The 26,596-nt window shown below is 56.8% G+C and carries 24 protein-coding genes, 1 pseudogene and 1 riboswitch; of the genes and pseudogenes, 16 read left to right on the top strand and 9 right to left on the bottom strand.

Features of this window, described 5'->3' with window-relative positions; translation table 11 throughout:
* Nucleotide 1 precedes the first annotated feature (1 nt).
* From DHN12_RS07540 to DHN12_RS07510, 7 genes are all read right to left on the bottom strand, one after another.
* Nucleotides 2–1,114: an ABC transporter ATP-binding protein gene (locus DHN12_RS07540; RefSeq protein ID WP_058272004.1), complete on the bottom strand. Its 1,113-nt coding sequence runs from the start codon at nt 1,112–1,114 to the stop codon at nt 2–4.
* A gap of 118 nt (nt 1,115–1,232) precedes the next feature.
* A complete protein-coding gene (locus tag DHN12_RS07535) occupies nt 1,233–2,357 on the bottom strand; it encodes an extracellular solute-binding protein (protein WP_108859641.1) in 1,125 nt (374 codons plus the stop codon).
* Between the two features lie 458 nt (nt 2,358–2,815).
* On the bottom strand, nt 2,816–3,898 hold the full coding sequence (locus DHN12_RS07530) for an ABC transporter ATP-binding protein (protein ID WP_108859640.1): 1,083 nt from the start codon (nt 3,896–3,898) through the stop codon (nt 2,816–2,818).
* Between the two features lie 3 nt (nt 3,899–3,901).
* Nucleotides 3,902–5,557, bottom strand: a complete 1,656-nt coding sequence (locus tag DHN12_RS07525; RefSeq protein ID WP_108859639.1) for an alpha-glucosidase — start codon at nt 5,555–5,557, stop codon at nt 3,902–3,904.
* A 9-nt stretch (nt 5,558–5,566) separates the two neighbouring features.
* Complete coding sequence (locus tag DHN12_RS07520; RefSeq protein WP_108859638.1) at nt 5,567–6,715, bottom strand: carbohydrate ABC transporter permease; 1,149 nt, start codon at nt 6,713–6,715, stop codon at nt 5,567–5,569.
* Between the two features lie 4 nt (nt 6,716–6,719).
* Complete coding sequence (locus tag DHN12_RS07515; RefSeq protein WP_108859637.1) at nt 6,720–7,727, bottom strand: carbohydrate ABC transporter permease; 1,008 nt, start codon at nt 7,725–7,727, stop codon at nt 6,720–6,722.
* A 66-nt stretch (nt 7,728–7,793) separates the two neighbouring features.
* Nucleotides 7,794–9,062, bottom strand: coding sequence for an ABC transporter substrate-binding protein (locus DHN12_RS07510; RefSeq protein WP_058276650.1), 1,269 nt, complete (start codon nt 9,060–9,062; stop codon nt 7,794–7,796).
* 216 nt (nt 9,063–9,278) lie between these two features.
* On the opposite strand from DHN12_RS07510, the gene DHN12_RS07505 reads away from it, so the two are divergent.
* The 7 genes and pseudogenes from DHN12_RS07505 to DHN12_RS07480 all read left to right on the top strand — a co-directional run bounded on the left by DHN12_RS07505 (nt 9,279) and on the right by DHN12_RS07480 (nt 15,207).
* Entirely contained in the window at nt 9,279–10,310 is a 1,032-nt protein-coding gene (locus DHN12_RS07505; protein WP_108859636.1) for a LacI family DNA-binding transcriptional regulator, read from the top strand.
* A 3-nt stretch (nt 10,311–10,313) separates the two neighbouring features.
* Nucleotides 10,314–11,615: pseudogene (locus DHN12_RS24760) on the top strand (GH1 family beta-glucosidase); the annotation flags it as partial.
* A gap of 21 nt (nt 11,616–11,636) precedes the next feature.
* Complete coding sequence (locus DHN12_RS24755; protein WP_306418398.1) at nt 11,637–12,638, top strand: ROK family protein; 1,002 nt, start codon at nt 11,637–11,639, stop codon at nt 12,636–12,638.
* Nucleotides 12,639–12,675: 37 nt separating this feature from the next.
* Nucleotides 12,676–13,602 carry a carbohydrate kinase gene (locus DHN12_RS07495; protein WP_108859634.1) on the top strand — a complete coding sequence of 309 codons (927 nt, stop codon included), beginning with the start codon at nt 12,676–12,678 and terminating at the stop codon, nt 13,600–13,602.
* Between the two features lie 17 nt (nt 13,603–13,619).
* Entirely contained in the window at nt 13,620–14,285 is a 666-nt protein-coding gene (locus tag DHN12_RS07490) for a D-lyxose/D-mannose family sugar isomerase (RefSeq protein ID WP_108859633.1), read from the top strand.
* A gap of 165 nt (nt 14,286–14,450) precedes the next feature.
* Nucleotides 14,451–14,726 (top strand): hypothetical protein, encoded by a 276-nt coding sequence (locus DHN12_RS07485; RefSeq protein WP_108859632.1) that lies wholly within the window; start codon nt 14,451–14,453, stop codon nt 14,724–14,726.
* Nucleotides 14,727–14,736: 10 nt separating this feature from the next.
* Nucleotides 14,737–15,207: a phage holin family protein gene (locus tag DHN12_RS07480; RefSeq protein WP_108859631.1), complete on the top strand. Its 471-nt coding sequence runs from the start codon at nt 14,737–14,739 to the stop codon at nt 15,205–15,207.
* Between the two features lie 6 nt (nt 15,208–15,213).
* On the opposite strand, the gene DHN12_RS07475 is transcribed toward DHN12_RS07480, so the two are convergent.
* Nucleotides 15,214–16,383 carry an acetate/propionate family kinase gene (locus tag DHN12_RS07475; protein WP_108859630.1) on the bottom strand — a complete coding sequence of 390 codons (1,170 nt, stop codon included), beginning with the start codon at nt 16,381–16,383 and terminating at the stop codon, nt 15,214–15,216.
* Nucleotides 16,376–17,770 (bottom strand): bifunctional enoyl-CoA hydratase/phosphate acetyltransferase, encoded by a 1,395-nt coding sequence (locus DHN12_RS07470; protein WP_108859629.1) that lies wholly within the window; start codon nt 17,768–17,770, stop codon nt 16,376–16,378. Before DHN12_RS07470 ends, DHN12_RS07475 begins: the two co-directional genes overlap by 8 nt.
* Nucleotides 17,771–17,962: 192 nt before the next feature.
* Nucleotides 17,963–18,170: riboswitch (cobalamin riboswitch) on the top strand.
* Between the two features lie 100 nt (nt 18,171–18,270).
* Here DHN12_RS07470 and DHN12_RS07465 point away from each other — a divergent pair.
* From DHN12_RS07465 to napH, 9 genes are all read left to right on the top strand, one after another.
* Nucleotides 18,271–18,627, top strand: coding sequence for a DUF1636 domain-containing protein (locus DHN12_RS07465; RefSeq protein ID WP_108859628.1), 357 nt, complete (start codon nt 18,271–18,273; stop codon nt 18,625–18,627).
* Nucleotides 18,624–19,409, top strand: a complete 786-nt coding sequence (locus DHN12_RS07460) for an ABC transporter ATP-binding protein (protein WP_108859627.1) — start codon at nt 18,624–18,626, stop codon at nt 19,407–19,409. The genes DHN12_RS07465 and DHN12_RS07460 overlap by 4 nt, the downstream gene beginning before the upstream one ends.
* Nucleotides 19,410–19,419: 10 nt before the next feature.
* Nucleotides 19,420–20,370 (top strand): ABC transporter substrate-binding protein, encoded by a 951-nt coding sequence (locus DHN12_RS07455; protein WP_108859626.1) that lies wholly within the window; start codon nt 19,420–19,422, stop codon nt 20,368–20,370.
* A gap of 1 nt (nt 20,371) precedes the next feature.
* A complete protein-coding gene (locus DHN12_RS07450; RefSeq protein WP_108859625.1) occupies nt 20,372–21,385 on the top strand; it encodes an iron ABC transporter permease in 1,014 nt (337 codons plus the stop codon).
* A 101-nt stretch (nt 21,386–21,486) separates the two neighbouring features.
* Nucleotides 21,487–22,050: a ferredoxin-type protein NapF gene (locus DHN12_RS07445; RefSeq protein ID WP_306418394.1), complete on the top strand. Its 564-nt coding sequence runs from the start codon at nt 21,487–21,489 to the stop codon at nt 22,048–22,050.
* The gene (locus DHN12_RS07440; RefSeq protein ID WP_108859623.1) at nt 22,047–22,340 is read left to right on the top strand and encodes a chaperone NapD; all 294 of its coding nucleotides are present in this window, start codon (nt 22,047–22,049) and stop codon (nt 22,338–22,340) included. Before DHN12_RS07445 ends, DHN12_RS07440 begins: the two co-directional genes overlap by 4 nt.
* The gene (napA, locus tag DHN12_RS07435; protein WP_108859622.1) at nt 22,337–24,829 is read left to right on the top strand and encodes a nitrate reductase catalytic subunit NapA; all 2,493 of its coding nucleotides are present in this window, start codon (nt 22,337–22,339) and stop codon (nt 24,827–24,829) included. Before DHN12_RS07440 ends, napA begins: the two co-directional genes overlap by 4 nt.
* A 27-nt stretch (nt 24,830–24,856) precedes the next feature.
* Entirely contained in the window at nt 24,857–25,675 is an 819-nt protein-coding gene (napG, locus tag DHN12_RS07430) for a ferredoxin-type protein NapG (RefSeq protein WP_108859621.1), read from the top strand.
* The gene (gene napH / locus DHN12_RS07425) at nt 25,672–26,589 is read left to right on the top strand and encodes a quinol dehydrogenase ferredoxin subunit NapH (protein ID WP_108859620.1); all 918 of its coding nucleotides are present in this window, start codon (nt 25,672–25,674) and stop codon (nt 26,587–26,589) included. Before napG ends, napH begins: the two co-directional genes overlap by 4 nt.
* The last annotated feature ends 7 nt before the right edge of the window (nt 26,590–26,596 follow it).

Genomic DNA, 26,596 nt, shown 5'->3' with positions numbered 1-26,596 from the left:
CTTATTCCGCGGCCAATTCACCCGCCGGAACCAGAACCGCATTGCGGGTCTCATATTCCAACGTGATGTTTTGGCCTGTGTGGTCATCGAAGGATTGGCCGAGGTTTGGCAAGGACACCTTGATCTCTTTTCCGCCGTCACCTTCGGTAAAGATGTTGAAGACGTTACCTTCGAATTCTTCGTGGTTCACCCGCGCGGTGACAAAGTGATCGCCTGACGCACCATCGGAGGCGATCGCAAAAGCCTCGGGGCGAATGAACATCATGGCGTCATCACCCACTGCCAGCTTTCCTTGGTTGGCGGTCGAGATGCGTGCAACCAATTCACCAGACCGGTTCGTTGAAATCAGCGCTTCGTTCCCCATAATCTGTTTAATTTTGCCGCGGAATACGTTGTTTTCACCTACGAAAGAGGCCGCGAATGCAGTGTTGGGATCATTATAGATAGTCTTGCCATCAGCGATTTGATCGATCACACCAGCCCGCATGACCGCAATATTGTCTGACATGGTCAGGGCTTCACCCTGGTCGTGGGTGATATAGATGAAGGTGATGCCGACGCGCTTTTGAATCTCTCGCAGCTCGGTGCGCATATGCTGGCGCAGTTTGAGGTCCAGCGCGGACAACGGTTCATCCAGCAGCAGCACGTCCGGTTCCGCACATAGCGCGCGGGCGATGGCAACCCGTTGGCGCTGACCACCGGACAACTCGCTTGGCAGCTTGTCACCCTGGTCGGGCAGTGCGATCATGTCCAGCAGCTCATCGGCACGCTTTCGGCGCTCTTTTGCGCTTGCGCCGCTGATCTCCAATGAGAAGGTGATATTTTCCCACACTTTCATCAGCGGGAACAACGCGAGGTTCTGAAAAATAAGGGCGGTCGGGCGTTTGTTCGGGCCAATGCCCCGCATATCCTTGCCGCCGATCAGAACTTTGCCTTCGCTTGGTTCCAGAAAGCCCGAAACGGCCCGCAGGATCGTTGTTTTGCCACACCCCGAGGGACCGAGAAACGAAAAGAAATCGCCCCCGTTGATGTTCACGTTTGCATCCCTCACAGCAACAAAATCACCGAAACGGATCCACAGGTTCTCAAGATCTACACCGACCCCTGCACTCATTTTTGGTATCTCCGTCAGGTACGGTCCGTGACCGCACCGAAATAGCGTCCGTCACGCCGTTGTGGCATGCGGGTTGATAGCCCTCCGCACAGTGGCGGAGGGCACCTTGTCAAAGCAATCAGGCGCTTTTGAACTTGTTGACGAACTCGGTCCGAGTTTCGGCATACCACGGAGCCTCAGCAGGCCATGGGTTCAGGTTTGCCAGTGAGTCGCCCGGATAGGCCTCGGCGAAGTTCTTCTTGTAGGTGTCGCCCGCATATTGGTCGGCACCCAGAACTGGCGAGTTGTAGCCATGGCTATCGATGGCGACACCAGCAGGCTTGGCCTGATAGGCAAAATCGATGAAGGCATAAACCTGATCGATGTTCTGCGCACCGGTCGGCATCGACATACCGTCGACCCATGCCATCGCACCTTCGACCGGAGCCTGATAGTGCACCGGCTCACCAGCTGATTTCAGCGCCAGCGGCGGACCATCCCAGGTCTGGCCGACAATAACGCCTTCGTTCAACAGACCGTTTTTCTGGGTGTCAGCGTCGTTCCAGATCAGCTTGATCCGGTTCTTCCGCTCGACGCACCAGTCGGTGATCTGACCCCAGACCTTGCGCATGGTGTCTTCGTCGCCGTACGCGGCCCAGACAGAGCCAGGCTCCATCTCTCCGGAGGCTTCCATATACAGACCCGCGCCCAGCATCATCGAGTGTGCGCGACCCATGGTCTTACCTGCGTTTGCTTCGGACCAGACGTCCCCATAGGACGGGGCGTCGCCCTCGGGCAGCCACAGGTCGGTGCGGTAGGCAATGCCCTCGGTACCCCAGATATGCGGCAGCCAGTGCACGCCGCTGTCAGCAAAGTTCCAGGCGTCGGTGCCGATCTGCGCCATCGCAGGGTTCACCAGATCAATCGGAACCTTGTTCATGTCGAAGGGCTGCAACAGTTCCAGCGGCCCCCACTGCAGCGAGCGGTTGTTCGTCGGCGATACGATGTCAAAGCCTTGGCCTTTGGTGGCCTTCATCTTGTTGATGATTTCTTCGTTCGACCCGATACCGGTATAGTTCACCTTGATTCCGGTCAGAGTTTCAAACTCTTGCAGGAATGCGGGCGGCAGATAGTCCGACCACATCAAAATGTTGATTTCACCCGAAGATGCCAGCGCGCTTTTGCTGTAAAGCGGTGCTGCCAGTGCTGCTGCGCCCGCGCCTTTCAGGACCGAGCGTCTGGAAACGGTTTTCCGTTCAGCCATATTTTAGTTCTCCCGTTATTGGACTGTGTTGTTTTGTTATTATGGTTGCCACGCTAGAACTTTGCGGGGGCATTGTCAGGCCAAAAGTGACGGATTGGCAATTTCGTATGTCCAGATTGCGATTTAATCTAGCAAATATGGCTAGTTAACCCCTGGGTCCGCAGTCACATATTGAGACCGAAGCAGCCTATTTCTGCAACGTTTCTTAAGAAATTAACACAGTTGCCCGTCCGGTCCGGGACCAGATTTTGGGCCGCAATCCAATTGGGGAAAAGCGGGTTCTGTCATGCCAGACCGAAAGAAATCACGCCAAAAACAGTCGTAAACTGCATGCTTTTGGCAACGCACACAGATCCCGGGACTTGCTGCCGCGGGGCCCAGACAACTTTCCAAGCTGTATGAAAAGGGGCATTCGCGTACTGCATAGCACCCTTCGATCCATCAGGTATGGGTTACAGTTATTTTCTCATAGACAGACCTTGGTGAAAAAGGTGAACCTTGCCCGGATCTGCCGAAACGGCAACCGTTTGACCCCGCATGTTTTTTTGGACGCCCGGCAGTTTTGCGATTGTGGCGTCCTCCCCGTCTTTTGCCGCAAAATACAACAGCGTGACCTCGCCAAGGGCTTCGGTAAAGTCCACAATCCCTTCCATAATCGGATTGCTTTCAACGGGATGAAAGTCTTCGGGACGCACTCCGATATTCACCTGTTTACGCTCGTCAGCTGCATCGGTTGGGATGCTGGTCACCGCGGTCCCACCACCATCCAGTTTTACGACGGTGCGCTCACCAGTCTGCGTGATGACCCCCGGCAAAAGGTTCATTGCAGGTGAGCCAATAAATTGCGCGACAAACTCATTGTCAGGCGTTTCATACAGTTCGAGAGGGGTGCCAACCTGTGCGATCCCCTTGTTGGCCAAGACGACAATCCGGGTGGCCAATGTCATCGCCTCGACCTGATCGTGGGTGACATAGACCATCGTGCTGTCGGGCATCGCCTCTTTCAGGCGTGCGATTTCGATGCGAGTCGCGACGCGAAGCGCCGCATCAAGATTGGAAAGAGGCTCATCAAACAGATAGACTTTGGGGTCGCGCACGATCGCCCGGCCGATTGCAACCCGTTGCCGCTGACCACCGGAAAGGGCCTTAGGAAGTCGGTCCAGAAACGGTTCCAACTGTAGGATACGAGCTGCGCGGTCAACTGCTGCGTCGACCTCGTCCGATGGCATTTTGGCAATTTTCAATGCAAAGGCCATATTCTCGCGCACTGTCATGTGCGGATACAGGGCATAGCTTTGGAAAACCATCGCAATGCCCCGTTGCGCGGGTGGTACGTCGTTCATCACCTGACCTTCGATCTCAAGCGTTCCACCAGTGATCTTTTCAAGCCCTGCAATCATGCGCAGCAATGTGGATTTACCGCAACCCGAAGGCCCGACAAATACAATCAATTCACCGCGTTCTATGTCGAGGTTAATGTTCTTTAGGACATCGACATTGCCATACGTTTTAGCGACATCCGTGAGATTGAGTTCAGACATGACTTACCCCTGTACCCGAGCCATCAAACAGAATTGGGCCGCACCGAGGGTTATTGTCCCCGCCCCTGCGACGCCGCCCAACTCCTCCCCGATAACCTGCCAGTTACCGTCGGGCAGTGTGATTTCCGCGCTGTCAGATCCCAGATTGAATGCGCAGAATATCTGTTGGGCATTGTCCTCACGCAGGAAGGTAAGGATCGATCCAGACTGCGCCATCTCGCGCTGATGGCCAGACATCAATGCGGAATGCGCGTGGCGCAGCGCGATGGCACGGCGATAATGGTGCAACGTCGAATTTGGCTCTTGCTCTAGCCGGTCTACCGCTTGCTCGGCCTGAGCTTGGCTGACGGGCAACCAGGGGGCACCAGTACTGAACCCGGACTGTTCGTCCTGCGCAGCCCAAACCATCGGAGTGCGGCAGCCATCGCGGCCCTTGAATTCCGGCCAGAATTCTATGCCGTAGGGGTCCTGCAGATGATCAAAGGGCACATCCGCCTCGGGCAGGCCAAGTTCTTCGCCTTGGTACAAGCATGCTGATCCGCGCAGGCACATCATCAGCACTGCATGTTGACGGATGGCTGCGTCGTCCAGACCCCACCGCGACGCGTGGCGCTGAACATCATGGTTTGAGAACGCCCAGCAAGGCCATGCATCGCCAGCCTTTTCTTCCAACTGATAAAACACCTGCTTGGCATATGCGGCGGTCAAAGCGCGTTTTTCGAGAAACTCAAAGGCATAGCACATATGCATGCGTCTATCACCGCTGGTGTATTCTCCCATGATCTCAAGACCGCGCTGAGCGTCGCCAACCTCTCCCAAACAAGCACGACCTTCGTATTCGTCCGTCAGCGCACGCAACCGTTCGAGGAAGGCGATGTTTTCAGGCTGGCTTTTGGAATAGAGGTGATCCTGATGGTTATAAGGGTTCACCATCGGCGCGATCGAGGCATTGCGCTGATTCATCGGCAGGCTAGGATTGTCGCGCAGTTGTTTGTCGTGGAAGTAGAAGTTGATCGTGTCCAGACGGAAACCATCCACGCCCAAGTCCAGCCAGAACCGCGCCACATCCAGCAATGCATCCTGCACGTCCGGGCAATGGAAGTTGAGATCCGGCTGCGACGTCAAGAAGTTGTGCAGATAGTACTGTAGGCGTCGGGAATCCCACTGCCATGCAGACCCGCCAAAAATCGACAGCCAGTTGTTTGGCGGCGTGCCGTCGGGCTTGGGATCAGCCCAAACATACCAGTCGGATTTGGCATTTTCTCGACTGGACCGGCTTTCCTTGAACCATGGGTGCTGATCCGACGTGTGTGATAACACAAGGTCGATCATCACCTTCAGCCCAACTGAATGCGCCTGATCCAAGAGATCTTTAAAGTCCTCCATGCTGCCAAACATCGGATCGACATCACGATAGTCGCTGACATCGTATCCAAAATCCTTCATCGGCGATTTGAAAAATGGCGAGATCCAGATCGCGTCGACGCCAAGCGAAGCGATGTAACCAAGCCTTTGGGTGATACCCCTAAGGTCTCCGATTCCATCGCCGTTGCTGTCCTGAAAACTGCGTGGATAGATCTGGTAGATCACCCCGCCCCGCCACCAGTCGGCGGATGCTTTGGTTGCTGTTTCGAGTTTCACGGTGTTCTGCACGTTCATCAGACGCCTCTACTTAACGGACCCGGCCAACAGACCGCGGACCAGGTATTTTTGCATTGCGAAGAAAACAATCAGCGGGACGATGATCGAAACAAAGGCCGCTGTGGCAAGGATTTCCCAATTCCCGCCGCGCGTGCCCAAAAGCTCGACGATACGGTTGGTCATGACGGTGGTCTGTCCGGATGCGTCGATCAGGAACACCTTGGCGACCAGCAAGTCATTCCACGTCCAGAGAAACTGGAAAATCGCGAAAGACGCCAATGCAGGAAAGCTGAGCGGCAAGATCAATTTGGTAAAAATCTGAAACTCGGTCGCGCCATCGACCCGCGCGTTTTCGATCAGATCGCGGGGCAGACCGGCCATGTAATTGCGCAGAAGATAGATCGCCAGCGGCAACCCGAAGCCGGTATGCGCCATCCAAACCCCCAGATATCCTTTACCAATCCCGATATTCAGGTGGAATTTCAGCAACGGGATCAGGGCCAGTTGCAGCGGGACAACCAACAGACCAACGACAGCCGCAATAATCAAAGCGCGCCCGGGGAAATCCATCCAAGCCAAGGCATAGGCTGCAAAAGCCGCCACGAGGATTGGAATAATCGTCGCCGGGATTGTTACGGTCAGCGTGTTAAAAAACGCCCGCCCCATGCTGTCGGTACTGTCTTCCGCCAGAAGAACCTTGTGATAGTTGTCCAAGGTAAACTCAGGCGGCAATTCCGCAGTTGCGAAAACCCGCGACCCACGGCTGCCGGTGAACTCTTCCGGGTTCTCCATCCGGTAATTACCAGTGGCGTCTACTGTGATCGTGCCGCCCTTGCGCAATTCCGCTGTATCTCCTGGGGAAAAGGCATCAACTGCACGAGAGCTGACGCCCCATTTTGAGATTGTCGCCTTCGTCCCTTCGTCAAACAGATTGCCTTCGATCACATACAGCCCGTTTTCTAGAACCTGGGTATCCGGGGCAGCGCTGCGCAGGGTCAGATTTTGTTCGGATGGGAAAAGCGACCGCCACCAGCCGCTGGTTGCGATCTGGTCCGCTGTGCGAAAAGACGAAATCAGCAAGCCAAGCGTGGGTACGACCCAAAGGACCACCAGAAAGAGAACCGAGGCATGGACGACCCAGCGAAGGGCGGGTTTGGTTCCTGCAATATCGCTCATGACCCTACTCCATCTCTTTCCGCGCGTTGCGCACATTCCAGACAAGGATCGGAGCCACCAGGAGCATGATCACCATGGCCGAAGCGGACCCGACGCCCCAGTCGTTGGCGCGGAACAGCTTGTCATACATGTAGTTGGCCAAGACCTGCGTTTCCCACTGGCCATTGGTCATTGCAAAAACGATGTCAAAGACCTTGAGGACGGTGATCGTAATCGTGGTCCAGACGACGAGGATGGTGGTTTTGATCTGCGGCACTTTGATCCGGAAAAATATCTGAAACGGGTTGGCGCCATCCAGAATAGCGGCCTCAATCGTTTCCTCGGGGATTCCGCGCAGGGCGGCCGAAAGGATAACCATGGCAAAACCAGTCTGGATCCAGATGAGGACAACCATCAACAAGAAGCTGTTCCAGAACGGTATCGTCAGCCAAGTCTGCGGCTCAGTCCCGCCAAAGAAAACATAGAGCGCATTGAGCATGCCAATCTGGTCTTGCTCAGCCGGACGAGTGTCATAGACCAGCTTCCAGATAACCGATGCCCCCACGAACGAGATCGCCATTGGCATAAAAATCAGCGACTTGGCGAGATTGCCCCAACGAATGCGGTCAGTCAGCTGTGCCACCAACAGGCCAAAGGCCGTCGACATTGCAGGCACAATGATCAGCCAGAACATGTTGTTGCGCATCGCTTCCCAAAACTTGGGCTCCTTGGCCATCTGGATATAGTTGTCCAGCCCGACCCATTTGTAGCCGCCGCCCGGGACACGATCAGTCAGTGACAGGCGCAGGGTTTCGACAACCGGATAGGCCAGATACAAGCCCAAAGCAGCCAGCGCTGGAAACAGAAACAACCAAGGTCGGATCATGTTCGCGCGGTTGATATTGCGGCCAGCATTCGGCCCCCGAGGCGGGAAAAGAACTCTGTCCAGAAACTGATTGGATAGATAGAAGTAGCCCACGCAACCTGACACGCCGATGGCGATGGTCAGCAGGCCTTGAAATGCCGGGTGCATGCCGCTCTCCCTTGCGACGATGGGTTCGGGCAACCCGGCAGAGCGGGTTGCCCAATCTCAGACGCTTTAGTCCAGCGCGTCCCACGAGGACTGGATTTCGTCGGCGACGTCTTGGGCAGGTGTTCCGCCCGTATAGTCGACCATACCAGTCCAGAAGGTGCCTGCACCCACGCCGCCCGGCATCAGGTCGGAACCGTCAAACCGGAAGGTGGTGGCCCCCAGAAGAATGTCGTTCATCTTCTTCAGCGTTGGGTCTGAGAAGACCGAGGTATCGACGCCTTTGTGCGGCGTCAGGAACCCGGTCAGAGCCATCCAGGCTTCATGCGCCTCGGGCGTTTCCAGGTATTTCATCAGCGCATGCGCGCCCGGGCTGTCATTGGTAATGGCCCAAACTGTGCCCGCGCCCAGAACCGGGCTGCCGAGGTCTTTGCCTTCATAGGCCGGGAAGTAGAAGAAGTCAGCATCCTCGCCCACAACCGTACCTTCGGGGAAGAAGGCGGGAATGAACGAGGCCTGACGGTGCATGTAACACTGCGGAGGCGAGCTGAACATACCCTTCGGGCTGTCGCGGAAGTCAGTTGTTGCAACCGCACCGGCCCCGCCGGCCACGTAATCGTCGTTGCGCGCAAACGCTCCGAATTCTTCAATCGCGGCGACAACCTTAGGATCGTTAAATTTCAATTCGTTGGCGACCCAGGCGTCATAATCTTCGGGCGGCAACGTGCGCAGCATCATGTCTTCAACCCAGTCAGTCGCTGGCCAACCGGTCGCTCCGCCGGACCCCAGCCCGATGCACCATGGCGTTTCGCCATCTGCAACGATCTGATCGGTCAGCGCCTTCAGTTCTTCCATCGTGGTCGGGATTTCATAGCCGGCGTCTTCGAAGTTCTCCGGCACAAACCAAACCAGCGATTTCACGTCGACCTTGTAGAAAAACCCATACAGATGGTCCTGCCCGTCCGGGCCCTGATAGGTTCCCAGATCCACCCACGACTGACCGGCCGCATAGTTGTCGCGAATCCAATCCGCAGTTCCTTCACTCAGGGGCGTCAGGAATCCCGCCTTGGCCATATCTGATGCCAGACCGGGTTGGGGAAACACTGCTACGTTGGGCGCCGATCCGGCTTCGGCATCAATTCTGATCTGTTGCTCAAAGCTGTCCGAGCCGACATAGCTGTACTCATGCCCGGTCGCTGCGGCAAAGCCGTCCAAAACCTTTTCGACATTTTCCTGATCAGGCCCCAGCCACGGGCCGAACACGGTGACCTTGTCGGCATACGCCGCGCCCGCCATCAGGGCGAACGTGGCCGCGCCTGCATAAAGCGAGTGTTTCATGAAGTTTCCTCCCAACTTTGCTCGCGCCTTTGAGACTCATTTTCAAAGCGCTTTGGATAACGCACTTTATCCGCTAACATTCAATTTTTGTCAATAATCTGTTTACTGTTGCCTATATTATTAATATTCAGGGCAGTGCCAGCAAGATGTGGCAGTCGGGCGGGAGGCGCCCGCAAATCTGAAAATGATCAAATTTGAAGGCGCTTTGAGGCAAAGATGAATCTAAAGCAGCTCTCAGAAATCCTTGGTTTATCTCAAACCACTGTCAGCCGCGCGCTGAATGGTTACCCCGAGGTGAACGAGGATACGCGCCTGCGCGTCCAAGCCGCCGCTGCCAAGCATGGCTATCGACCGAACAGTCGGGCCAAGGGATTGGCAACAGGGCGCTCGATGGTGATTGGGCACGTGATTCCCTCCTCATCCCAGCATGAAATGGTGAACCCGATTTTTGGTGATTTTGTCGCCGGTGCTGCACGCAAGTATTCGGATCATGGATATGACATGATGTTCACTAATGCAGATGACACCTCGATCGAGGAAGCCTATCGCAGTCTTTTCCAGCGTGGCGCGGTCGATGGTATTGTATTGCAAGGCCCCAAGGTCAACGAACACCGGATCGAGGTCCTAACCAGAATGGGCGTGCCCTTTATCGTTCATGGCAGATCAACCGGGGTGGACGTGCCCTATGACTGGATCGACGTGAACAACAAAAGTTCCTTCCTGCGCGCCACCCGTTTTCTGATCGACCTTGGGCATCGCCGCATTGCCCTGATCAACGGGCTTGAGGATATGGATTTCGCTCAACGTCGGCGTGACGGATATCTTGAAGCCCTGCATGAGGCAGGTCTGTCCCCCGACCCGGAATTGATGCGCAGCGCCGAGATGACCGAGGTTTATGGCCACCATGAAACCCGCGACATGCTTCGCCTCGATGACCCACCTACGGCCATCCTGACAGCCTCTATGATTTCCGCTATCGGAGTGCGTCGCGCGCTTAACGAAGCGGGTTTGAAGATGGGCAAAGATGTCTCGGTCATCGCCCATGACGACGACTTATCTTACCTCAAGAACGGTCAGGACGTACCGATTTTCACCGCTACACGGTCGTCTGTACGTAGGGCCGGAGAAATGGCGGCTGAAATGCTGATCGAACGCATCAAATCTCCGGAAGACCCGGTGAAAACTAGATTGCTGGAGGCCGAACTGGTAGTTGGCGGCTCAACCGGCCCCGCTCCAGACAGGTTCTGAAAAATGAAATACACTCGTTCGGACTTCCCCAATGACTTTCTCTTTGGTGTCGCAACCTCGGCTTATCAAATCGAAGGGCACGCACAGGGTGGCGCGGGAAAAACCCATTGGGATAGTTTCGCGGCCTCGCCCGGAAACGTGGTGCGAAACGAAAATGGAGATCTGGCCTGTGACCACTTGAACCGCTTCCCCCAAGACTTCGATCTTGTGCGTGATGCTGGTTTTGATAGCTACAGATTCTCGACCAGCTGGGCGCGCGTTTTACCCGAAGGGCGTGGCCCGGTAAATCAGGCAGGTCTGGATTATTACGACCGACTTGCCGACGCCTTGTTGGAACGCGGCATTCGCCCCTGTGCGACCCTCTATCATTGGGAATTGCCCTCTCCACTTGCTGATCTGGGCGGCTGGCGCAACCGGGACATCGCAAACTGGTTTGCCGACTTTGCCGAGGTCATCATGAGCCGCATCGGCGACCGCATGTACAGTGTAGCGCCGATCAATGAGCCGTGGTGTGTCAGCTGGCTGAGCCATTTTGAAGGCCACCATGCACCGGGAATGCGCGACATTCGCGCGACGGCACGGTCCATGCATCATGTTCTGCTGGCCCATGGCCGCGCCATTGAGGCGATGCGTGGTCTGGGCATGTCAAACCTGGGCGCCGTGTTCAATCTGGAATGGGCCGAACCTGCCGATGACAGCCCCGCTGCGCGCAAGGCGGCTGATCTTTATGACGGGATCTACAACCGGTTTTTCCTAGGTGGTGTGTTCAAAAAAGCCTATCCGCAAAATGTTCTGGACGGGTTGGAACGTCATCTTCCATCCGGCTGGCAAGACGACTTTGACACCATTGGTGCACCCGTCGATTGGTGTGGTCTGAACTACTATACCCGCAAACTGATCGCGCCTGCCGATACCGCATGGCCAAGCCTGGAAGAAGTACCCGGCACGCTTCCCAAAACACAGATGGGGTGGGAAATTGAACCCGATGCCCTGGCCCGCTTTCTGACCCGTACGATGCGCAATTATACCGGCGACTTGCCGATATATGTCACCGAAAACGGCATGGCGAGCCCGGAACGCAAGCAAGATGACGACCGCATTGATTACCTCAACCAGCACCTTGGTGCAGTTCAGACGGCGCTGGACGAAGCTGTTCCGGTCAAGGGCTACTTCATCTGGTCGCTGCTGGACAATTACGAATGGTCCTTTGGTTATGAAAAGCGGTTCGGGTTGGTTGATGTAGATTTCGATACGCTCGAACGGACGCCCAAAGCCTCGTACAACGCGCTGAAATCGGCATTGTCCGGTGGGTCTGTTTCTCTGCCGATGGCTCAGCCTGCCGGAACCATGCACGAGCATTGGAACCTTGTCGCGGACATCGGTGGCACAAACACACGACTGGGTGTCATCTCGAACGGACAACTGACGGACCTTCGCAAATACCCAACCGGGTCGTTGCAAGAGCTTCTGGATGCGTTTCACAGCCTGCGCGACGAGATTGGCACCGATCCACGCGCCGTCGTTGCGGCCGGAGCTGGACCCGTCAAGGACGGGACAATCCGGTTGACGAATGCGCATCTTGACCTGTCTGAACGCGATATCGGCAAAGCTACGGGCGCCAAGCATACGTTTGTTATCAATGACTTCACCGCCGCCGCCTGGTCGGTCGCCGAAATCACCGGTGATCATGTCGAGGTGCTGCAAGGGGCTGAGACACCGCCAGTCGGAACGCGGCTGGTTGTGGGCCCCGGCACAGGCCTTGGCGTCGGCGCATTGCTGTATTCCCAAGGGCGATACCATACCGCGTCGGGTGAAGGTGGCCATGTCGGCCTGTCCCCACGCCACGAGGATGAGGTCGAAGTCTTCAAAGCGGCACGCAATATCGCGCCCGAGTGCTTCTTTGATGACAGCCTAGTGATCGAAGCGGAAATGTTCCTCAGCGGCACTGGCCTTCCCATTCTGTACCAAGCCGCCTGCATGGCCGCTGGACAGACCGATGCTACAAGGCGCAGCGCTAAGGATATACTGCAGGACGCGCTGGCGGAATCCGACCCGATTGCGGTCAAAACTGCGCATATGTTCAAAACCCACCTTGGGGCTGTTATGGGCGACTTGGCCGTCGCCTACATGCCGACAGGAGGTGTTTTCCTTGTGGGTGGCGTGGCCGAGAAAAACCGCTGGCTCTTCAAAGAAGCGTTCCGGGATGCCTTTAACGCCGGTGGGCGGTTCAGTGACTTGCGGCGCTCAATGAACTTGTATGTGTCAGAGCAGGATGAATTTGGCATTGTTGGCGCTAACAATTTCTGTAAAAGTGCGCTCGCGCGGTAAACTGACCGCCTGACCCTGTTACAGAAAGGACCACGGCATGATTTTGTGCTGCGGTGAAGCCCTGATCGACATGATCGCCGAGCCAACCGTTTCTGGGTCGCGCGGTTTCGTACCCCATTCCGGTGGTGCCGTCTTCAACACAGCCATTGCTTTGGGTCGGCTGGGCGCGCCGGCGGGTCTGTTGACAGGCTTGTCGACAGATATGTTCGGACATCAACTGGCAGACGCGCTGCAAGCCAGCCATGTGGAAGCAAGCCATGTGATCCGATCGGATCGCCCCACGACACTGGCCTTTGTACAGCTAGTGGACGGCCATGCCACCTACAGCTTTGTCGACGAAAACTCGGCTGGGCGCATGTTGATGCCTGAGGACATGCCAAAACAGCTGCCTACTGTATCCGCCTTGTATTTTGGTGGGATCAGTCTTGCATGTGAACCCTGTGCGGACGCCTACGCGGCCCTGCTGGAGCGCCACGGATCAGACCGGGCAGTCATGCTGGACCCAAACATCCGACCCGGATTTATCAAGGATCAATCACGGTATCGTACACGATTGAACCGTATGATCGCTCAATCTGATATCGTGAAAGTCTCGGACGAAGATCTGGACTGGATCGTTCCAGGGCCTGAAACACTGGCCGAGAAAGTCCCGCTACTCCTGCAAGCAGGACCTTCCGTAGTTATCGTAACACGCGGCAGTGATGGGGCGTCGGGATATCTGGTGGACGGGTCCGAAACTTCGGTGCCTGTCAAAGCGGTCGAGGTGGTCGATACGGTGGGTGCCGGTGACACTTTCAACGCTGGCGTTCTGGCTGAGTTGGACCGTGCAGGTCGATTGACCAAGGCCAATCTTCGGACGTTAGACCCAGACGTCTTGCGCGCGGCGTTGGCCAAAGGTGCAGACGTCGCCGCCATCACCGTTTCCCGCGCCGGCGCAAACCCGCCTTGGGCGCATGAACTTTGACCCCCTAAGGGACCGAGATGAAAAGATCAGATATCAACGACATCAAAACCGAAGCCGAGGCCTTCATTCGCTCGTTCGGGGCCGTCCTGCCCCCCTTTGCAAACTGGTCGCCAGAACAAATGCGCAGCGCACAGGCACAAGGCATCCGTGACCGCGGGCTTGGGTGGGACATTACCGATTACGGCCAAGACCGATTTGATGAGCTTGGCCTGTTCCTATTTACCCTGCGCAATGGCGATGTGCAGGATCTGAAAAAAGGTCGCGGCATGCTTTATGCAGAGAAGCTTTTGGTTTCTCGGGACAAGCAACTCTCCCCGATGCATCGCCACATCATCAAGGCCGAAGACATCATCAACCGGGGCGGCGGCGATCTGGTTATGGAGATTTATGCCTCGGACTCGGACGGCGGTATAGACCGGGATAACCCGGTGGTTGTTCCCAGCGACAACTGCCCTGTCACCATCAAACCTGGAGAGCTGCTAAGGCTGAAACCCGGTCAGAGCGTAACCCTGATGCCGGGTATCTGGCACGCATTCTGGGCGGAACAGGGCGACTGCCTGATTGGCGAGGTGTCAACTGTCAACGATGACCGGACCGATAATGTGTTCGAGGATCCCATTCCGCGCTTTGCAACGATTGAAGAAAACACAAAACCCAATTTCTTGCTGGTATCAGACTATTGATAAACGGATAGCGCGTGCGCAGGCTTGATCACATCCGGGCCGGGTGCTGATCGCTGCATCGGGATAACACCCTTTCCCGAATTCAAAAAATCGAATTAACATGGCCCTCGACAAAGGAAAAAGTCGCGAGCCTGATTTTTGCGCGACCATCGAAGGACCCAAGTGATGGTAACCAAAGCACAGCTAGAAGCCGAAGTCGCAGAGTTGCGGCGCCAGTTGGCCGAACAATCCAGCGCACGAGAAGGCATCTCAGCTTCGAACAGCGGCAAACAAGCTGATTCACACAAATCGATGACGGACGGAATTGTCGAAAGCCTGGATGAGTGGTCAACGCAATTAGAAGAAGTCATGACAGAGCTTGAGGAGTTTCCACATAAAAGGCCGATCCTATTCGCCCTTGGGATTTTCACACTTGGCTATCTTCTAGGCCGTTCCCGGTAGGAGCCCGAACATGAACCGCATTTCACGCAACATTTCGATCATCCTGCGAGCCGAGCGTCTTATTGCTCAAAGGCAACTGTCCGTCGCGGCGAAACGCACAGGCTTTTACGCTGCTGCCGGGTTAGCCGTTGGGCTTGCAGTAATCATGCTGAACGTCGCCGGGTTCTTTTGGCTGTCCGAGGCCATGTCAAAGTCTCTGGCCGCGATCATAGTGGCCGGTGTGAACCTTGTTCTGGCCGTGATCCTCGCGCTGGTTGCAAATTCCATGACCGCCGAAAGTGACACTTCGGCTGCCGTCGAATTGCGGGATATGGCGCTGCACGACATCGAGGACGAAGTCCGGGACAACTTGGCCGAGGCGCGCAACACAATCGTCGGCCTAAAGCGCGATCCGATCGGGATGCTGTCACCCGATATTATCAGCACGGTTCTAGGCGTTCTGCTCAGATACGCGCGGCGTGGAAAAAACAAACCGGATTAGAAGCGATCATGCCATTCTCGCCGCTGCACGCGCGATCACCATCTCTTCGTTTGTGGGAATAGCCAGAATACGCACCCGGCTGAAATCAGTGGACAGAACCGTAGCGTTGTCGGCATTTCGGTTCGGATCCATATCAATGCCGATCCAGCGCATCCCTTCGCAGACCATCTGACGGATGCGGGCGGCATTTTCGCCGATGCCTCCGGTAAAGACCAAAGCGTCAATGCCTTCCAGCGCGGCAGACAAGGCGCCCAGTTCACGGCGGATGCGGAAGACATAATACTCAATCGCTTTGCGCGCATCCGGAGTATCTGCAGCCAACAGGGTGCGCATGTCCGAGGACATGCCGGACAGGCCAAGCAAGCCGGACTTTCGATAGAGAAGCTCGGCGATTTCGTCTGCCTCCATCCCTTCTTGCTGCATCATGTAAAGCACGACCCCCGGGTCCAATTGCCCGCTGCGGGTGCCCATGGGCAGACCATCGAGCGCCGAAAACCCCATGGTCGAGGCCACGGCCCGACCGCCCGACACCGCACACATCGACGCGCCATTTCCCAAATGCGCAATGACGACGCGGCCGTCGTACAAACCCGGCGCAATTTCTTTCAGCTTTTGCGAGACGTAATCATAGCTGAGCCCGTGAAACCCGTATCTGCGCACGCCCTTTTCGTAGAATCTTTGAGGCAATGCGAAGGTATCATTCACCCAAGGGTGTGTCCTGTGAAACGCGGTATCGAAGCACGCAATCTGGGTGGTACCCGGAAAGGCTGCCGCGGCCGCCTTGATACCCGCAAGGCTGTAGGGTTGGTGCAAAGGCGCGAAGGGAATGAAACCGCTTAGCGTATCAAAGACTCGCTCGTCCACCACGACAGGTTCCGAATAGACTGGCCCTCCGTGAACGACGCGGTGGCCCACGGCCCGGACGTGAATGTCCGGCAGGTATTCGCGGGTAAGTTCAAGAAACGCATTGATGGCCTCGTCATGAGTTTTAGCGCCAGACAGCTGGCGATCGACAGATCGCCCCCCCGCCGATTGGGCCAACAGGCGTGGGGCATCCCCCAGCCGCTCGATCTGACCGCGCCAGCGCATACTGGGGCGTCGATCCCCGACCAGTTCGTACAGCGCAAATTTTAACGAGGACGACCCGGCATTCAGCGCCAAAACATGTTCAGCCATGGATTTTGCCTTCATTCGCAATTGCATGCAGCGCCGCGACAGCACAAGACGCCAGCCGCGAAGCATCATCATCTGCCCGAGATGTCAGGATAATCGGTGCAGCAGCACCTATCACGACGCCGGCAGCCTCGGCATGAGAGATATATGTCAGCTGTTTGGCTACCATGTTGCCGGCTTCGATATTCGGAACAACCAGAATGTCTGCGACCCCCGCGACTGGTGAGGTGATGCCTTTTGTCCGCGCCGCGTTCAGATCAACCGCGTTGTCCATAGCCAATGGGCCATCGACCAGCCCGCCGGTGATTTGTCCACGCTCGGCCATTTTCGACAACAGCGCGGCATCGACAGACGACGGTAAATGCGGGTTGATCGTCTCAACCGCTGACAAGACGCCAACCTTAGGCATCTCGATGCCAATAGAATGCGCAAGATGGATGGCGTTCTGAACGATATCGGCCTTGGTTTCGAGATCCGGTGCGATATTCACCGCCGCATCTGTAACCATGATGGGCCGAGACATGCCTGGCACGTCCATCACGAACACATGCGACAGCCGCCGCCCGGTTCTCAGACCTTTTTCCCTGCGCAGAACGGCGCGTAACAAGACATCCGTGTGCAAATGACCCTTCATCAGCATCCGGGCCTTACCTTCGACGACAAGCCGGACCGCGCGTTGGGCAGCCACTTCGTGGCCTCGCGCTTCAATGATTTCAACTCCGGACAAATCGGCCCCAAGCTGGTCGGCAGCGGCGGTGATTTTGTCCGGGTCGCCCACCAAAATCGGAGTAATGATACCGTTTTCCAAAGCGAGTAATGCCCCGCCTAGCGAATTCGCCTCTTCCGGCGCGACGATCGCTGTAGGCATCGGGTCCAAAGGACGTACCCTTTCCAACAAAGCGTCGAAATGCCGGTGACGCTGAACGATCAGTCCCGGCACCTCGACCGAGTCGAAGGTCAAATGCCGCGACGGTGGCGTGACCTGTACGGTGCCGCTTAGGATCAATGCGTTATCCCCGACCCGGCGCACTTCGGCGGAACAGGTCAGGTCGCCGTCTTCACGCTTTTCGGTAACAGCCACAAAGGCGGTCAGTTCTTCGCCCGCCATAACCGGAGCATGAAAACTCAGGTCCGCCCGACGTGTTTGCGTACCGGCCCCCGGTAAGATGTTTCCGATAACCGCAGCCACCAGACCCGCGGGCCACAAGGCGGGCGCGACAGCCTCGGGGTGTCCATCTCCATCTCCGTCATAGGCCGCCAGATTCAGCGGGTTGTGATCACCCGAAGCCGAGGCAAACGCGTACAAGTCGTCCACGGTGCACAATCGGGTGACCTGCGCCTTGTCGCCTACCTTCAGTTGAGAATAGGTTCTGTTTTCTTGAATTTTCATCTCGACCGGCTTTGTTTACGAATGCGTGTTCGTCGTTTTAAACATTGGATGTGCGGTCCCCCCAGAACCAGAACATATCCACCTTTGTCCCTACATTTCTGCGACGCAGCGTAGTCAGATCGTTGGCAAATGACAAATGACCTCTGTGCGTGGGGCGCTAAGTATTATCGCTTGACCCAAAATCGGAACTCGGGCAAGCATCACCGCGATGGTTCCCTGTGGTTCGCCAAGGGATGAAAAGGGAATACGGTGAGGTTGCCAACAAGCGCCAAGTCCGTGACTGCCCCCGCAACTGTAAGCGGTGAGCGACGCCAAATACCCACTGACCGGAACGGGTCGGGAAGGATGGCCAAGCCACGACCCGCAAGTCAGGAGACCTACCATCCGATGTTCAACCAACCCGGGGCGGGGCGTCCTGGAAGGAGGCTTTATGACACGTCTAAGACATGATGACATGATTGGCACCTTCTGTCCGCGCTTGGCAACAGGCGGAGTGGGCCATGTCGATCAGTCCTGATCATTTCCTTCTGATTTGCGAGACCTGCGAGGGCTCTGACCGGGCGGATTCATTGCGCGCTGCGCTTGCAAGCAAGCTTCCATCCAGTTTTGACATCCAAAGCGTTTCCTGCATGGCCGGTTGCGGTCGGCCCACAACTGTCGGGTTTCAGGCATTAGACAAAGCGCAGTACCTTTTCGGTGACATCAAATCGGCTGAGGACGTGGATGCTTTGGCCGAATTTGCACATCAATACCATCGCAGCGGTGACGGTTGGACCAACGCATCGCAGCGCCCGCCTACCCTTCTTGAAAAAACCCTGGCGCGCCTACCACGGCTAAAGCTGGAGACAAGCGCATGACCTGCGGAGCTTTCCTTGAGGCGCGCGGGCTGGAGTTTTACGCCCTGAACGGCGACGTACTGCTGCAAAACATCAATTTCGAACTGAATGAAGGGGCAACCCTGGCAATTGCCGGCCCAAACGGTGCGGGCAAAACAACGCTGCTGAATCTTTTGTGCGGCGGCGAAGAGATTGTGCTGGGGGACGTTTTGGTAAAGGGGCGCAGCCTTCGGCAGCTATCGGCGATGGACCGCGCCCGAATGATCGCCGTGGTCAGCCAGCAAGAGTCGCCGGACGGGCGTTTGTTTCTGCGCGACTACGTGGCCCTTGGGCAAATCCCGATCCGCGCTAATCGGTCTGCCGCTGAGCACGCCTTGGAATTGGACCGAATCCTGAAACTGACCGGACTCGTCGCCCTTGCCGACAAGCGGATGGCCGTGTTATCCGGCGGGGAACGCCAGCGCGCTCATATCGCAAGGGCGCTGGCGCAGAACCCCTCGCTGCTGTTTTTGGATGAGCCGACGAACCATCTGGACCCGGACGCCAAGGGACGCATGTTGTCGCTGGTCGCCGAGCTGGGCATTACGGTAGTCATGATCGTTCATGATCTGGTCATGATCCCGGAATTCGCGACCCATGTCGCGTTGATGAAATCCACGCGTCTGACCGGTTTCGGCCCGGTGCACGAAGTGCTGACACCCGAAAGGGTCCGGGAAACGTTTGGTGTCGATTTTCTTAGCTTTCAGCACGAAGGTCGCATGATCCCGGCACTGGATATCCGAAGAACCATTACCTCAAACTAGGAAAAATAACATGAACAAAACTCTCTGGTGCGCTGCACTGATCAGCGGCATTGCAAGTGCCGCAACAGCGCGCGAGATCACTGTCGACAATTGTGGCGAGCCCATGGTGTTTGAAACTCAGCCCCAGCGGCTGGTCGTACACGACATGAACATGACCGACATGGCCTTTGCGCTGGGTTTGCAGGACAAGATCGTGGGCCTAACGGGCATCACTGGCTGGTACAAAACCAGCCCCGAGTTTGACACCCTGCGCGGCGACATCCCGGAACTTGCGCCTAAGTACCCGACAGTTGAAAATCTGGTCGCTGTCGAACCCGACATTTTCTTTGCGGGCTGGTACTATGGCATGAAGCCGGGCGGTGACGTGACCCCGGACACTCTTGCGCCGTTTGGCATCAAAACGATGATCCTGACGGAAAGCTGCGTACATCTGGATAAGGATCGCCCCGAAGCCAGCATGGACTTGCTGTTCACCGACGTCCTTCGCTTGGGCAAAGTCATGCACGTTGAAGACAAAGCAGAAGAGCTGGTTTCCGACTGGAAAGAGGAACTGTCCGCGATTGAAACACAGACAGCCGACCTGCCAAAACCCCGCGTTTTCCTGCTGGACGGTCCCGCCGATGCCCCGTTTACGGCTGGTAAGTTTGCCATTCCCGACGCGATGATTGCTGCCGCTGGCGGCGAGAACGTCACCCATGATATGGACACCAGCTGGGGACGTTCCTCGTGGGAGGCTGTTGCCGCTTCGAACCCGGAATTCCTGGTTTTACTTGATTATCAAACTGGAAATGGCGCCGCAGATACCTTCAAGTTCCTGCAGGACCATCCCGTGATGTCTCAGACGGATGCGGTCAAGAACGAACGCTGGATTGGTCTGCGCTACGAGGAACTGACACCCGGACCGGCAAATATCGAAGCAATTTCGAAAATGGCCAAAGCCATGCACCCGGGCCTGAACTGATATGGGCCGACTTGGCCTTACACTCTTGCTGGGGGCGGCTGTATTGGCTGCCCTTTTGCTAACCTCGACGGTCTACGGAACCACATCCATTCCGGCCTCTGACGCACTGGCCGGTGTCTTGTTGGGCACGGGAATGGTGGAAGGGGAAATGTCTCCGCTCCACCGCATCGTGTTTGACCTGCGCTTACCACGCGCGCTGTTTGCCGCCGTGATCGGTGCCGGGCTGGGCATCGTCGGCGTTGTCCTGCAAACCACCACACGCAACGATCTGGCGGACCCGTTTCTGTTCGGCCTGTCCTCTGGCGCTGCGGCGGGAGCTGTCTTTGTCATTACAGTAACCGGAGATGTGCTGGGCTTTTGGACCCTGCCACTGGCCGCGTTCTTCGGAGGGCTTATCGCATCAGGCATTGTGCTGGCTTTGGTTCATGGGCTGCGCACAAGCGCGCCCGAAAAACTGATCCTCGCGGGGCTTGCGGTTTCGTTCTTGTTTTCAGCTATTACCAATTATCTGATTTTCGCGGGCGACAGCCGTGCGGCGCATTCTGTTATCTTTTGGATGCTTGGGGGTTTGGGTCTTGCCCGGTGGGAGACATTCCCTCTGGTCTGCGCAGGTTTAGCATTGATCCTCGCCTATGCATTGTACCGTAGCCGCTGGCTTGATGCGCTGCTGACTGGTGATTTGACGGCCGCCACCCTGGGTGTGCCCGTTCAAGGCTTACGGTTCCGGATGTTCTTCGTGGCCGCTCTTGCGACTGCTGTGTTTGTGTCCGTTGCGGGTGTGATCGGTTTTGTCGGCTTGATGGTTCCCCACATCGCGCGCGGTATCGCAGGACCATTGCACAGCCAGCTTGTGCCTACCGCTGCAATTGTTGGGGCAGCTTTGCTTACAGGCTCGGATATCCTGAGCCGTCTGTTGCTTGCCCCGCAAGAGCTGCCTGTTGGGATTGTCACGACATCGCTGGGATCGGTTTTTGTTTTTCTTCTGCTGATCCGAACCGCGCGCCCTCGCAGATGATCTCAATGGGTCGCTTCGGCCAAAAAATTAAAGTTTCCTAAATGACTAATATTTAACAGGCAAAATGACCTACATCAAAAAAGGCCCCCACAGATCACGGTATGCGATACACTCGATTACAGGAATCGAGTGTAGCCAGGTCGCATGCAATGCAACAACTGACCAGCCGACGCGCGTTTCTAAGCGCAAAGATCAGACCAGAGGACGGCAATATCGCCAGACCTCCGGGCTCTGTTGAGCTGTGCTTTGCTGAAACATGCAGTAAATGTGGTGATTGCGCAGATACTTGCCCCGAAGATGCAATCGTCATCGGAACAGATGGATACCCCCGATTCCAGCCCACTGACAATCCCTGCACCTTCTGCGGTGACTGCGCCCGGATTTGTCCAACCGAAGCGTTATCGATTGACCGTCTGCCAGATTGGCCATGGCGCGCCGCGCTTACAGCGGACACCTGCCTATCTATGAACGGCATCAGTTGCCGTATCTGTCAGGACAATTGCGAACAAAGCGCGATCCGTTTCAAACTGATGGCCGGTGGCCGCGCAGAGCCGGTGCTTGACCTTGATACATGCAACGGCTGCGGGATTTGCACAAGTTTATGTCCCGCCGATGCCATTGCGCCGGAACGCCAACCTCAACCACAAATGGAAGCTACTCAATGAACATCTGCGGTTGTCTCGCCCATGTCGCACCTGATCACACGAGCGCAGCAGCGCGCGTGATGAAGGACACGCCGGGTGTCGAAATTCACGCCGAAACAGAAGATGGGCGTTTTGTTGTCGTCGTCGAAGACACGCCATCGCGCCTTGCGTCCGAGATCATCATGGATCTGCACCAGATCCCGGGCGTCATCTCACTGACACTGACTTATCACCATTTCGAGGATCCCGCGGACGCCCATCCGCAGCCCGATGCCCCAAGCCCAACCCCCAGCCGGAGGCCCACGCAATGACACATTCTGAATCCCGTCGGACTTTTCTCAAGGCCTCAGCGGCCGCAGCAACGGCGTCAGCCGCTGGTATTCCGCTGGCGGCCGGTCAAGCCAATGCCCAGGCCGGAGCGCCGGACATCCGCTGGGACAAGGCGGCCTGTCGGTTCTGTGGTACAGGCTGCTCTGTTCTGGTTGGCACCAAAGAAGGTCGCGTCGTTGCGACGCAAGGTGACCCAGACGCGCCTGTGAACCGGGGGTTGAACTGTATCAAGGGTTATTTCCTGTCCAAGATTATGTACGGCAAGGATCGACTGACTACGCCTTTGCTGCGCAAGACCAATGGCGAATACGACAAAAACGGTGAATTCGAACCGGTAAGCTGGGACGAAGCGTTCGATGTCATGGCCGCAAAATGGAAAGAGGCGCTGGCCAAGAAAGGCCCGACCAGTGTCGGCATGTTTGGTTCCGGCCAATGGACTGTTTGGGAAGGCTATGCGGCCTCCAAACTGATGAAAGCCGGGTTCCGGTCTAACAATATCGACCCCAACGCACGGCACTGCATGGCATCAGCCGTTGTAGGCTTCATGCGGACGTTCGGCATTGATGAGCCGATGGGCTGCTATGACGATTTTGAGCACGCGGACACGTTCGTTCTGTGGGGTTCGAACATGGCCGAGATGCACCCGATCCTGTGGTCGCGCCTCACCGATACACGTCTGACCAAACCGGATTGCGAAGTGCATGTACTGTCGACGTTTGAGCATCGCTCGTTTGAACTGGCGGACAACGGCATCGTTTTTGAACCGCAGACCGATCTGGCGATCCTGAACTACATCGCCAACTACATCATTCAAAATGGCGCGGTAAACGAAGACTTCGTCAAGAAGCACGTCAACATCACCAAAACCGCCACCGATATCGGCTATGGCCTGCGCGACACCAACGCGCTGCAGCAAGAAGCCGAAAATCCGAACTCGGGCAAGATGGATCCGATCAGCTTTGAAGAATACGCCGAAGCCGTCGCGCCCTACACGCTGGAATATACTTCTGAACTGTCTGGCGTCCCTGCAGACAAGCTGGAGAAACTGGCCCAGCAATATGCCGACCCGAACCGTAAAGTGATGAGCTTGTGGACCATGGGCTTCAACCAGCACACCCGTGGGTCCTGGGTGAATTCGCTGATGTATAACGTGCACTTGCTGGTGGGAAAGATTTCCGAACCCGGAAACTCACCCTTTTCGCTGACGGGTCAGCCTTCGGCCTGTGGTACGGCGCGTGAGGTGGGGACCTTTGCCCACCGTCTGCCGGCGGACATGGTTGTTACGAATGATAAGCACCGCGAAATCTGCGAAACCGCATGGAACATCCCCGAGGGCACTATCCCACCCAAGCCCGGCTTCCACGCCGTGTTGCAGCACCGCAAACTGAAGGACGGCGAACTGAATGCCTATTGGGTCCAGTGCAACAACAACATGCAAGCCGCGCCCAACATCAACGAAGAAGGCTATCCTGGTTACCGTAACCCGGAAAACTTCATCACAGTCTCGGATCCTTACCCTACTGTCACCGCAGTTTCGGCCGACTTGATCCTTCCCACGGCCATGTGGGTTGAGAAAGAAGGCGCCTATGGCAACGCCGAACGCCGTACGCAATTCTGGCGTCAACAGGTGCAGGCACCGGGTGAGGCCAAGTCGGACCTGTGGCAACTGATGGAATTCGCGAAACGCTTTACCATCGAAGAGGTCTGGGGCGAAGAACTACTGGCCAAGATGCCCGAGCATCGCGGCAAGACCATGTATGACGTTCTTTATGCCAACAGTAAGGTCGACCAGTTCCCGCTGTCGGAAACGGCGGAAGGGTTCCACAACGACGACGCGGAGCATTTCGGCTTCTACGTTCAGAAAGGTCTGTTTGAAGAATATGCCGATTTCGGACGCGGCCACGCGCACGACCTTGCTCCCTTCGAGATGTATCACGAGGCCCGTGGCATGCGCTGGCCTGTCGTCGACGGCAAGGAAACACTCTATCGCTTCCGCGAAGGGTATGATCCGTATGTGCCGGAAGGCGCAGACGTTAAGTTTTACGGCTACGAGGACGGCAAGGCCAAGATCATCTTTGCCCCCTATGAGCCCGCCGCCGAGGAACCGGATGAGGAATTCGATCTGTGGCTGTCCACCGGTCGTGTGCTGGAACACTGGCATTCGGGTTCGATGACCCGCCGCGTGCCCGAACTGCATCGCGCGTTTCCGTCAGCCGTTGTCTACATGCACCCGGAGGACGCCAAGGATCGCGGTCTGCGCCGGGGGCAAGAGATCGTTCTGTCCACCCGCCGGGGCGAGGTCACCAGCCGGGTTGAGACCCGTGGCCGCAATAAGGTGCCGCGTGGATTGGTGTTCATGCCGTGGTTCGACGAACACCAGTTGACCAACAAGCTGACACTGGACGCAACCTGCCCGCTGTCGAAAGAGACCGACTACAAGAAATGCGCCTGCAAGGTCGAGCGCGCGTAACGGACAAGCGAGGCAAAGGTCGTCCCCATGCCCTTTGAAGGTAAACCTCTTTCGCCGCAAAGGCGTCGCTTCCTGCAGGATGCGGCGCGTGCGTCGGGCGGCTGTGTGGTCGCCGGGTCATTGTTGGCCTGGCTTGCCCGCGATGCCCGCGCGTTGCCGGCCGAAGCGTTGCGCCCCCCCGGCGCACTACCGGAAGAGGCGTTTCTGTCTGCATGCATTCGATGCGGGCTTTGCGTGCGAGATTGTCCTTACGACACATTGAAACTGGCAGAATTGGGCGTGGATGCGGTTGCTACTGGAACGCCTTATTTCACAGCGCGGGATGTGCCTTGTGAAATGTGTGACGACATCCCTTGCGCAGCCGCTTGCCCCACCGGTGCATTGGATCCGGCCCTCGACAATATTGATGATGCCAAGATGGGTGTTGCCGTCCTTGTCGATCAGGAGAATTGCCTGAACTTCCTCGGCCTGCGCTGCGATGTCTGCTATCGCGTCTGCCCCGTGATTGATGAGGCAATCACGCTGGAAACGGCCCATAACGAACGTTCAGGCCACCACGCACTGTTCATCCCGACAGTTCATGCGGACCACTGCACAGGCTGCGGCATGTGCGAGAAAAGCTGTGTTCTGCCCGAGGCCGCGATCAAGGTCCTGCCTGCGCGTCTGGCGCGCGGCAGCAGTGCCGATCACTACCGCAAAGGCTGGGAAGAGAAAGAGGCCAAAGGCGGTCCCCTAGTCGAAGGCATCATCGATCTGCCGGACCGTCTGCCCGGTCCGGGCACTGACAACCTTGCCGCGCCGGGCGGGTTCGCCCCCACATATGATTTGCCGGGGGTCGGGCAATGAGTACACGCACACATATGCCGGTCGGAATGGAGGCTATCCAGGAAAAAGGTTGGGTGCGCGCGCACAAGTACCTGCTGCTGCGCCGCGCAAGCCAGTTGCTCTTTCTGGCGGTCTTCCTATTGGGGCCTTGGTTCGGCATCTGGATCGTGCAAGGCACGCTCGCGGGTTCTTTGACGCTGGGCGTGCTACCGCTGACCGACCCATTTATCTTACTGCAAAGCGCGATCGCCGGACACTGGCCGGAATGGACGGCCCTGATCGGGGGTGTAATCGTTCTGGTCGCGTACGCTCTGATTGGTGGGCGCGTCTATTCTTCGTGGGTTTGTCCGATCAACCCAGTCACCGATGCAGCCAACTGGTTACACAGACGTTTGGACCTGCCCAAAGGCTGGCAACCCAAGCGCAGCACCCGCCTTTGGTTACTGGCCACTGTTTTAATCGTCTCGGGCATGACAGGCGTGATCGCCTGGGAGCTGGTCAACCCGATCACCATGCTGCATCGCGGGCTGATTTTTGGCGCGGGGTTCGTGTGGGCCATGATCATTGCCATCTTCGTGCTCGACCTGTTCGTTTCGCGCCACGGCTGGTGCGGTCACATCTGTCCGGTTGGCGCATTTTACGGCCTGATTGGTGCCAAAGGTTTGCTGCGGGTCAGCGCCTCAAATCGCGCAGCCTGCGATGATTGCATGGATTGCTATGCCGTTTGCCCAGAAAATCAGGTCATATCTCCTGCGCTGAAGGGTAAGTCGGGTTCCACACCACTGATCCTTTCCCCTGACTGCACCACCTGCGGTCGCTGCATCGACGTGTGCGCCGTCGACGTCTTCAAATTTACTCACCGGTTCGACGACAAGGTCGCCGCACCTACTGATCCAGTTCCCGCGCCCGATCCGCGCGCAGCCAGACCTATCTGAGGGAGTG

It is taken from the genome of Ruegeria sp. Alg231-54 (assembly GCF_900143525.1).
In the GTDB taxonomy this organism is placed as follows: Bacteria; Pseudomonadota; Alphaproteobacteria; order Rhodobacterales; family Rhodobacteraceae; genus Ruegeria.
Note: the sequence above shows the minus strand (reverse complement) of the source record. Positions and strands in the feature narration are given on the sequence as shown.

Excerpts from the sequence above, each read along its gene's own strand:
- DHN12_RS07515 (WP_108859637.1), bottom strand. The coding sequence starts at position 7,727 with ATGCACCCGGCATTTCAAGGCCTGCTGACCATCGCCATCGGCGTGTCA.
- DHN12_RS07530 (WP_108859640.1), bottom strand. The coding sequence starts at position 3,898 with ATGTCTGAACTCAATCTCACGGATGTCGCTAAAACGTATGGCAATGTC.
- DHN12_RS07480 (WP_108859631.1), top strand. The coding sequence starts at position 14,737 with ATGAACCGCATTTCACGCAACATTTCGATCATCCTGCGAGCCGAGCGT.
- DHN12_RS07460 (WP_108859627.1), top strand. The coding sequence starts at position 18,624 with ATGACCTGCGGAGCTTTCCTTGAGGCGCGCGGGCTGGAGTTTTACGCC.
- DHN12_RS07485 (WP_108859632.1), top strand. The coding sequence starts at position 14,451 with ATGGTAACCAAAGCACAGCTAGAAGCCGAAGTCGCAGAGTTGCGGCGC.
- DHN12_RS07465 (WP_108859628.1), top strand. The coding sequence starts at position 18,271 with ATGTCGATCAGTCCTGATCATTTCCTTCTGATTTGCGAGACCTGCGAG.
- DHN12_RS07495 (WP_108859634.1), top strand. The coding sequence starts at position 12,676 with ATGATTTTGTGCTGCGGTGAAGCCCTGATCGACATGATCGCCGAGCCA.
- DHN12_RS07510 (WP_058276650.1), bottom strand. The coding sequence starts at position 9,062 with ATGAAACACTCGCTTTATGCAGGCGCGGCCACGTTCGCCCTGATGGCG.
- DHN12_RS07475 (WP_108859630.1), bottom strand. The coding sequence starts at position 16,383 with ATGGCTGAACATGTTTTGGCGCTGAATGCCGGGTCGTCCTCGTTAAAA.
- DHN12_RS07540 (WP_058272004.1), bottom strand. The coding sequence starts at position 1,114 with ATGAGTGCAGGGGTCGGTGTAGATCTTGAGAACCTGTGGATCCGTTTC.
- DHN12_RS07490 (WP_108859633.1), top strand. The coding sequence starts at position 13,620 with ATGAAAAGATCAGATATCAACGACATCAAAACCGAAGCCGAGGCCTTC.
- DHN12_RS24755 (WP_306418398.1), top strand. The coding sequence starts at position 11,637 with ATGGCTCAGCCTGCCGGAACCATGCACGAGCATTGGAACCTTGTCGCG.
- DHN12_RS07440 (WP_108859623.1), top strand. The coding sequence starts at position 22,047 with ATGAACATCTGCGGTTGTCTCGCCCATGTCGCACCTGATCACACGAGC.
- napH (WP_108859620.1), top strand. The coding sequence starts at position 25,672 with ATGAGTACACGCACACATATGCCGGTCGGAATGGAGGCTATCCAGGAA.
- DHN12_RS07445 (WP_306418394.1), top strand. The coding sequence starts at position 21,487 with ATGCGATACACTCGATTACAGGAATCGAGTGTAGCCAGGTCGCATGCA.
- DHN12_RS07535 (WP_108859641.1), bottom strand. The coding sequence starts at position 2,357 with ATGGCTGAACGGAAAACCGTTTCCAGACGCTCGGTCCTGAAAGGCGCG.
- DHN12_RS07520 (WP_108859638.1), bottom strand. The coding sequence starts at position 6,715 with ATGAGCGATATTGCAGGAACCAAACCCGCCCTTCGCTGGGTCGTCCAT.
- DHN12_RS07525 (WP_108859639.1), bottom strand. The coding sequence starts at position 5,557 with ATGAACGTGCAGAACACCGTGAAACTCGAAACAGCAACCAAAGCATCC.
- DHN12_RS07455 (WP_108859626.1), top strand. The coding sequence starts at position 19,420 with ATGAACAAAACTCTCTGGTGCGCTGCACTGATCAGCGGCATTGCAAGT.
- napA (WP_108859622.1), top strand. The coding sequence starts at position 22,337 with ATGACACATTCTGAATCCCGTCGGACTTTTCTCAAGGCCTCAGCGGCC.
- DHN12_RS07470 (WP_108859629.1), bottom strand. The coding sequence starts at position 17,770 with ATGAAAATTCAAGAAAACAGAACCTATTCTCAACTGAAGGTAGGCGAC.
- DHN12_RS07450 (WP_108859625.1), top strand. The coding sequence starts at position 20,372 with ATGGGCCGACTTGGCCTTACACTCTTGCTGGGGGCGGCTGTATTGGCT.
- napG (WP_108859621.1), top strand. The coding sequence starts at position 24,857 with ATGCCCTTTGAAGGTAAACCTCTTTCGCCGCAAAGGCGTCGCTTCCTG.
- DHN12_RS07505 (WP_108859636.1), top strand. The coding sequence starts at position 9,279 with ATGAATCTAAAGCAGCTCTCAGAAATCCTTGGTTTATCTCAAACCACT.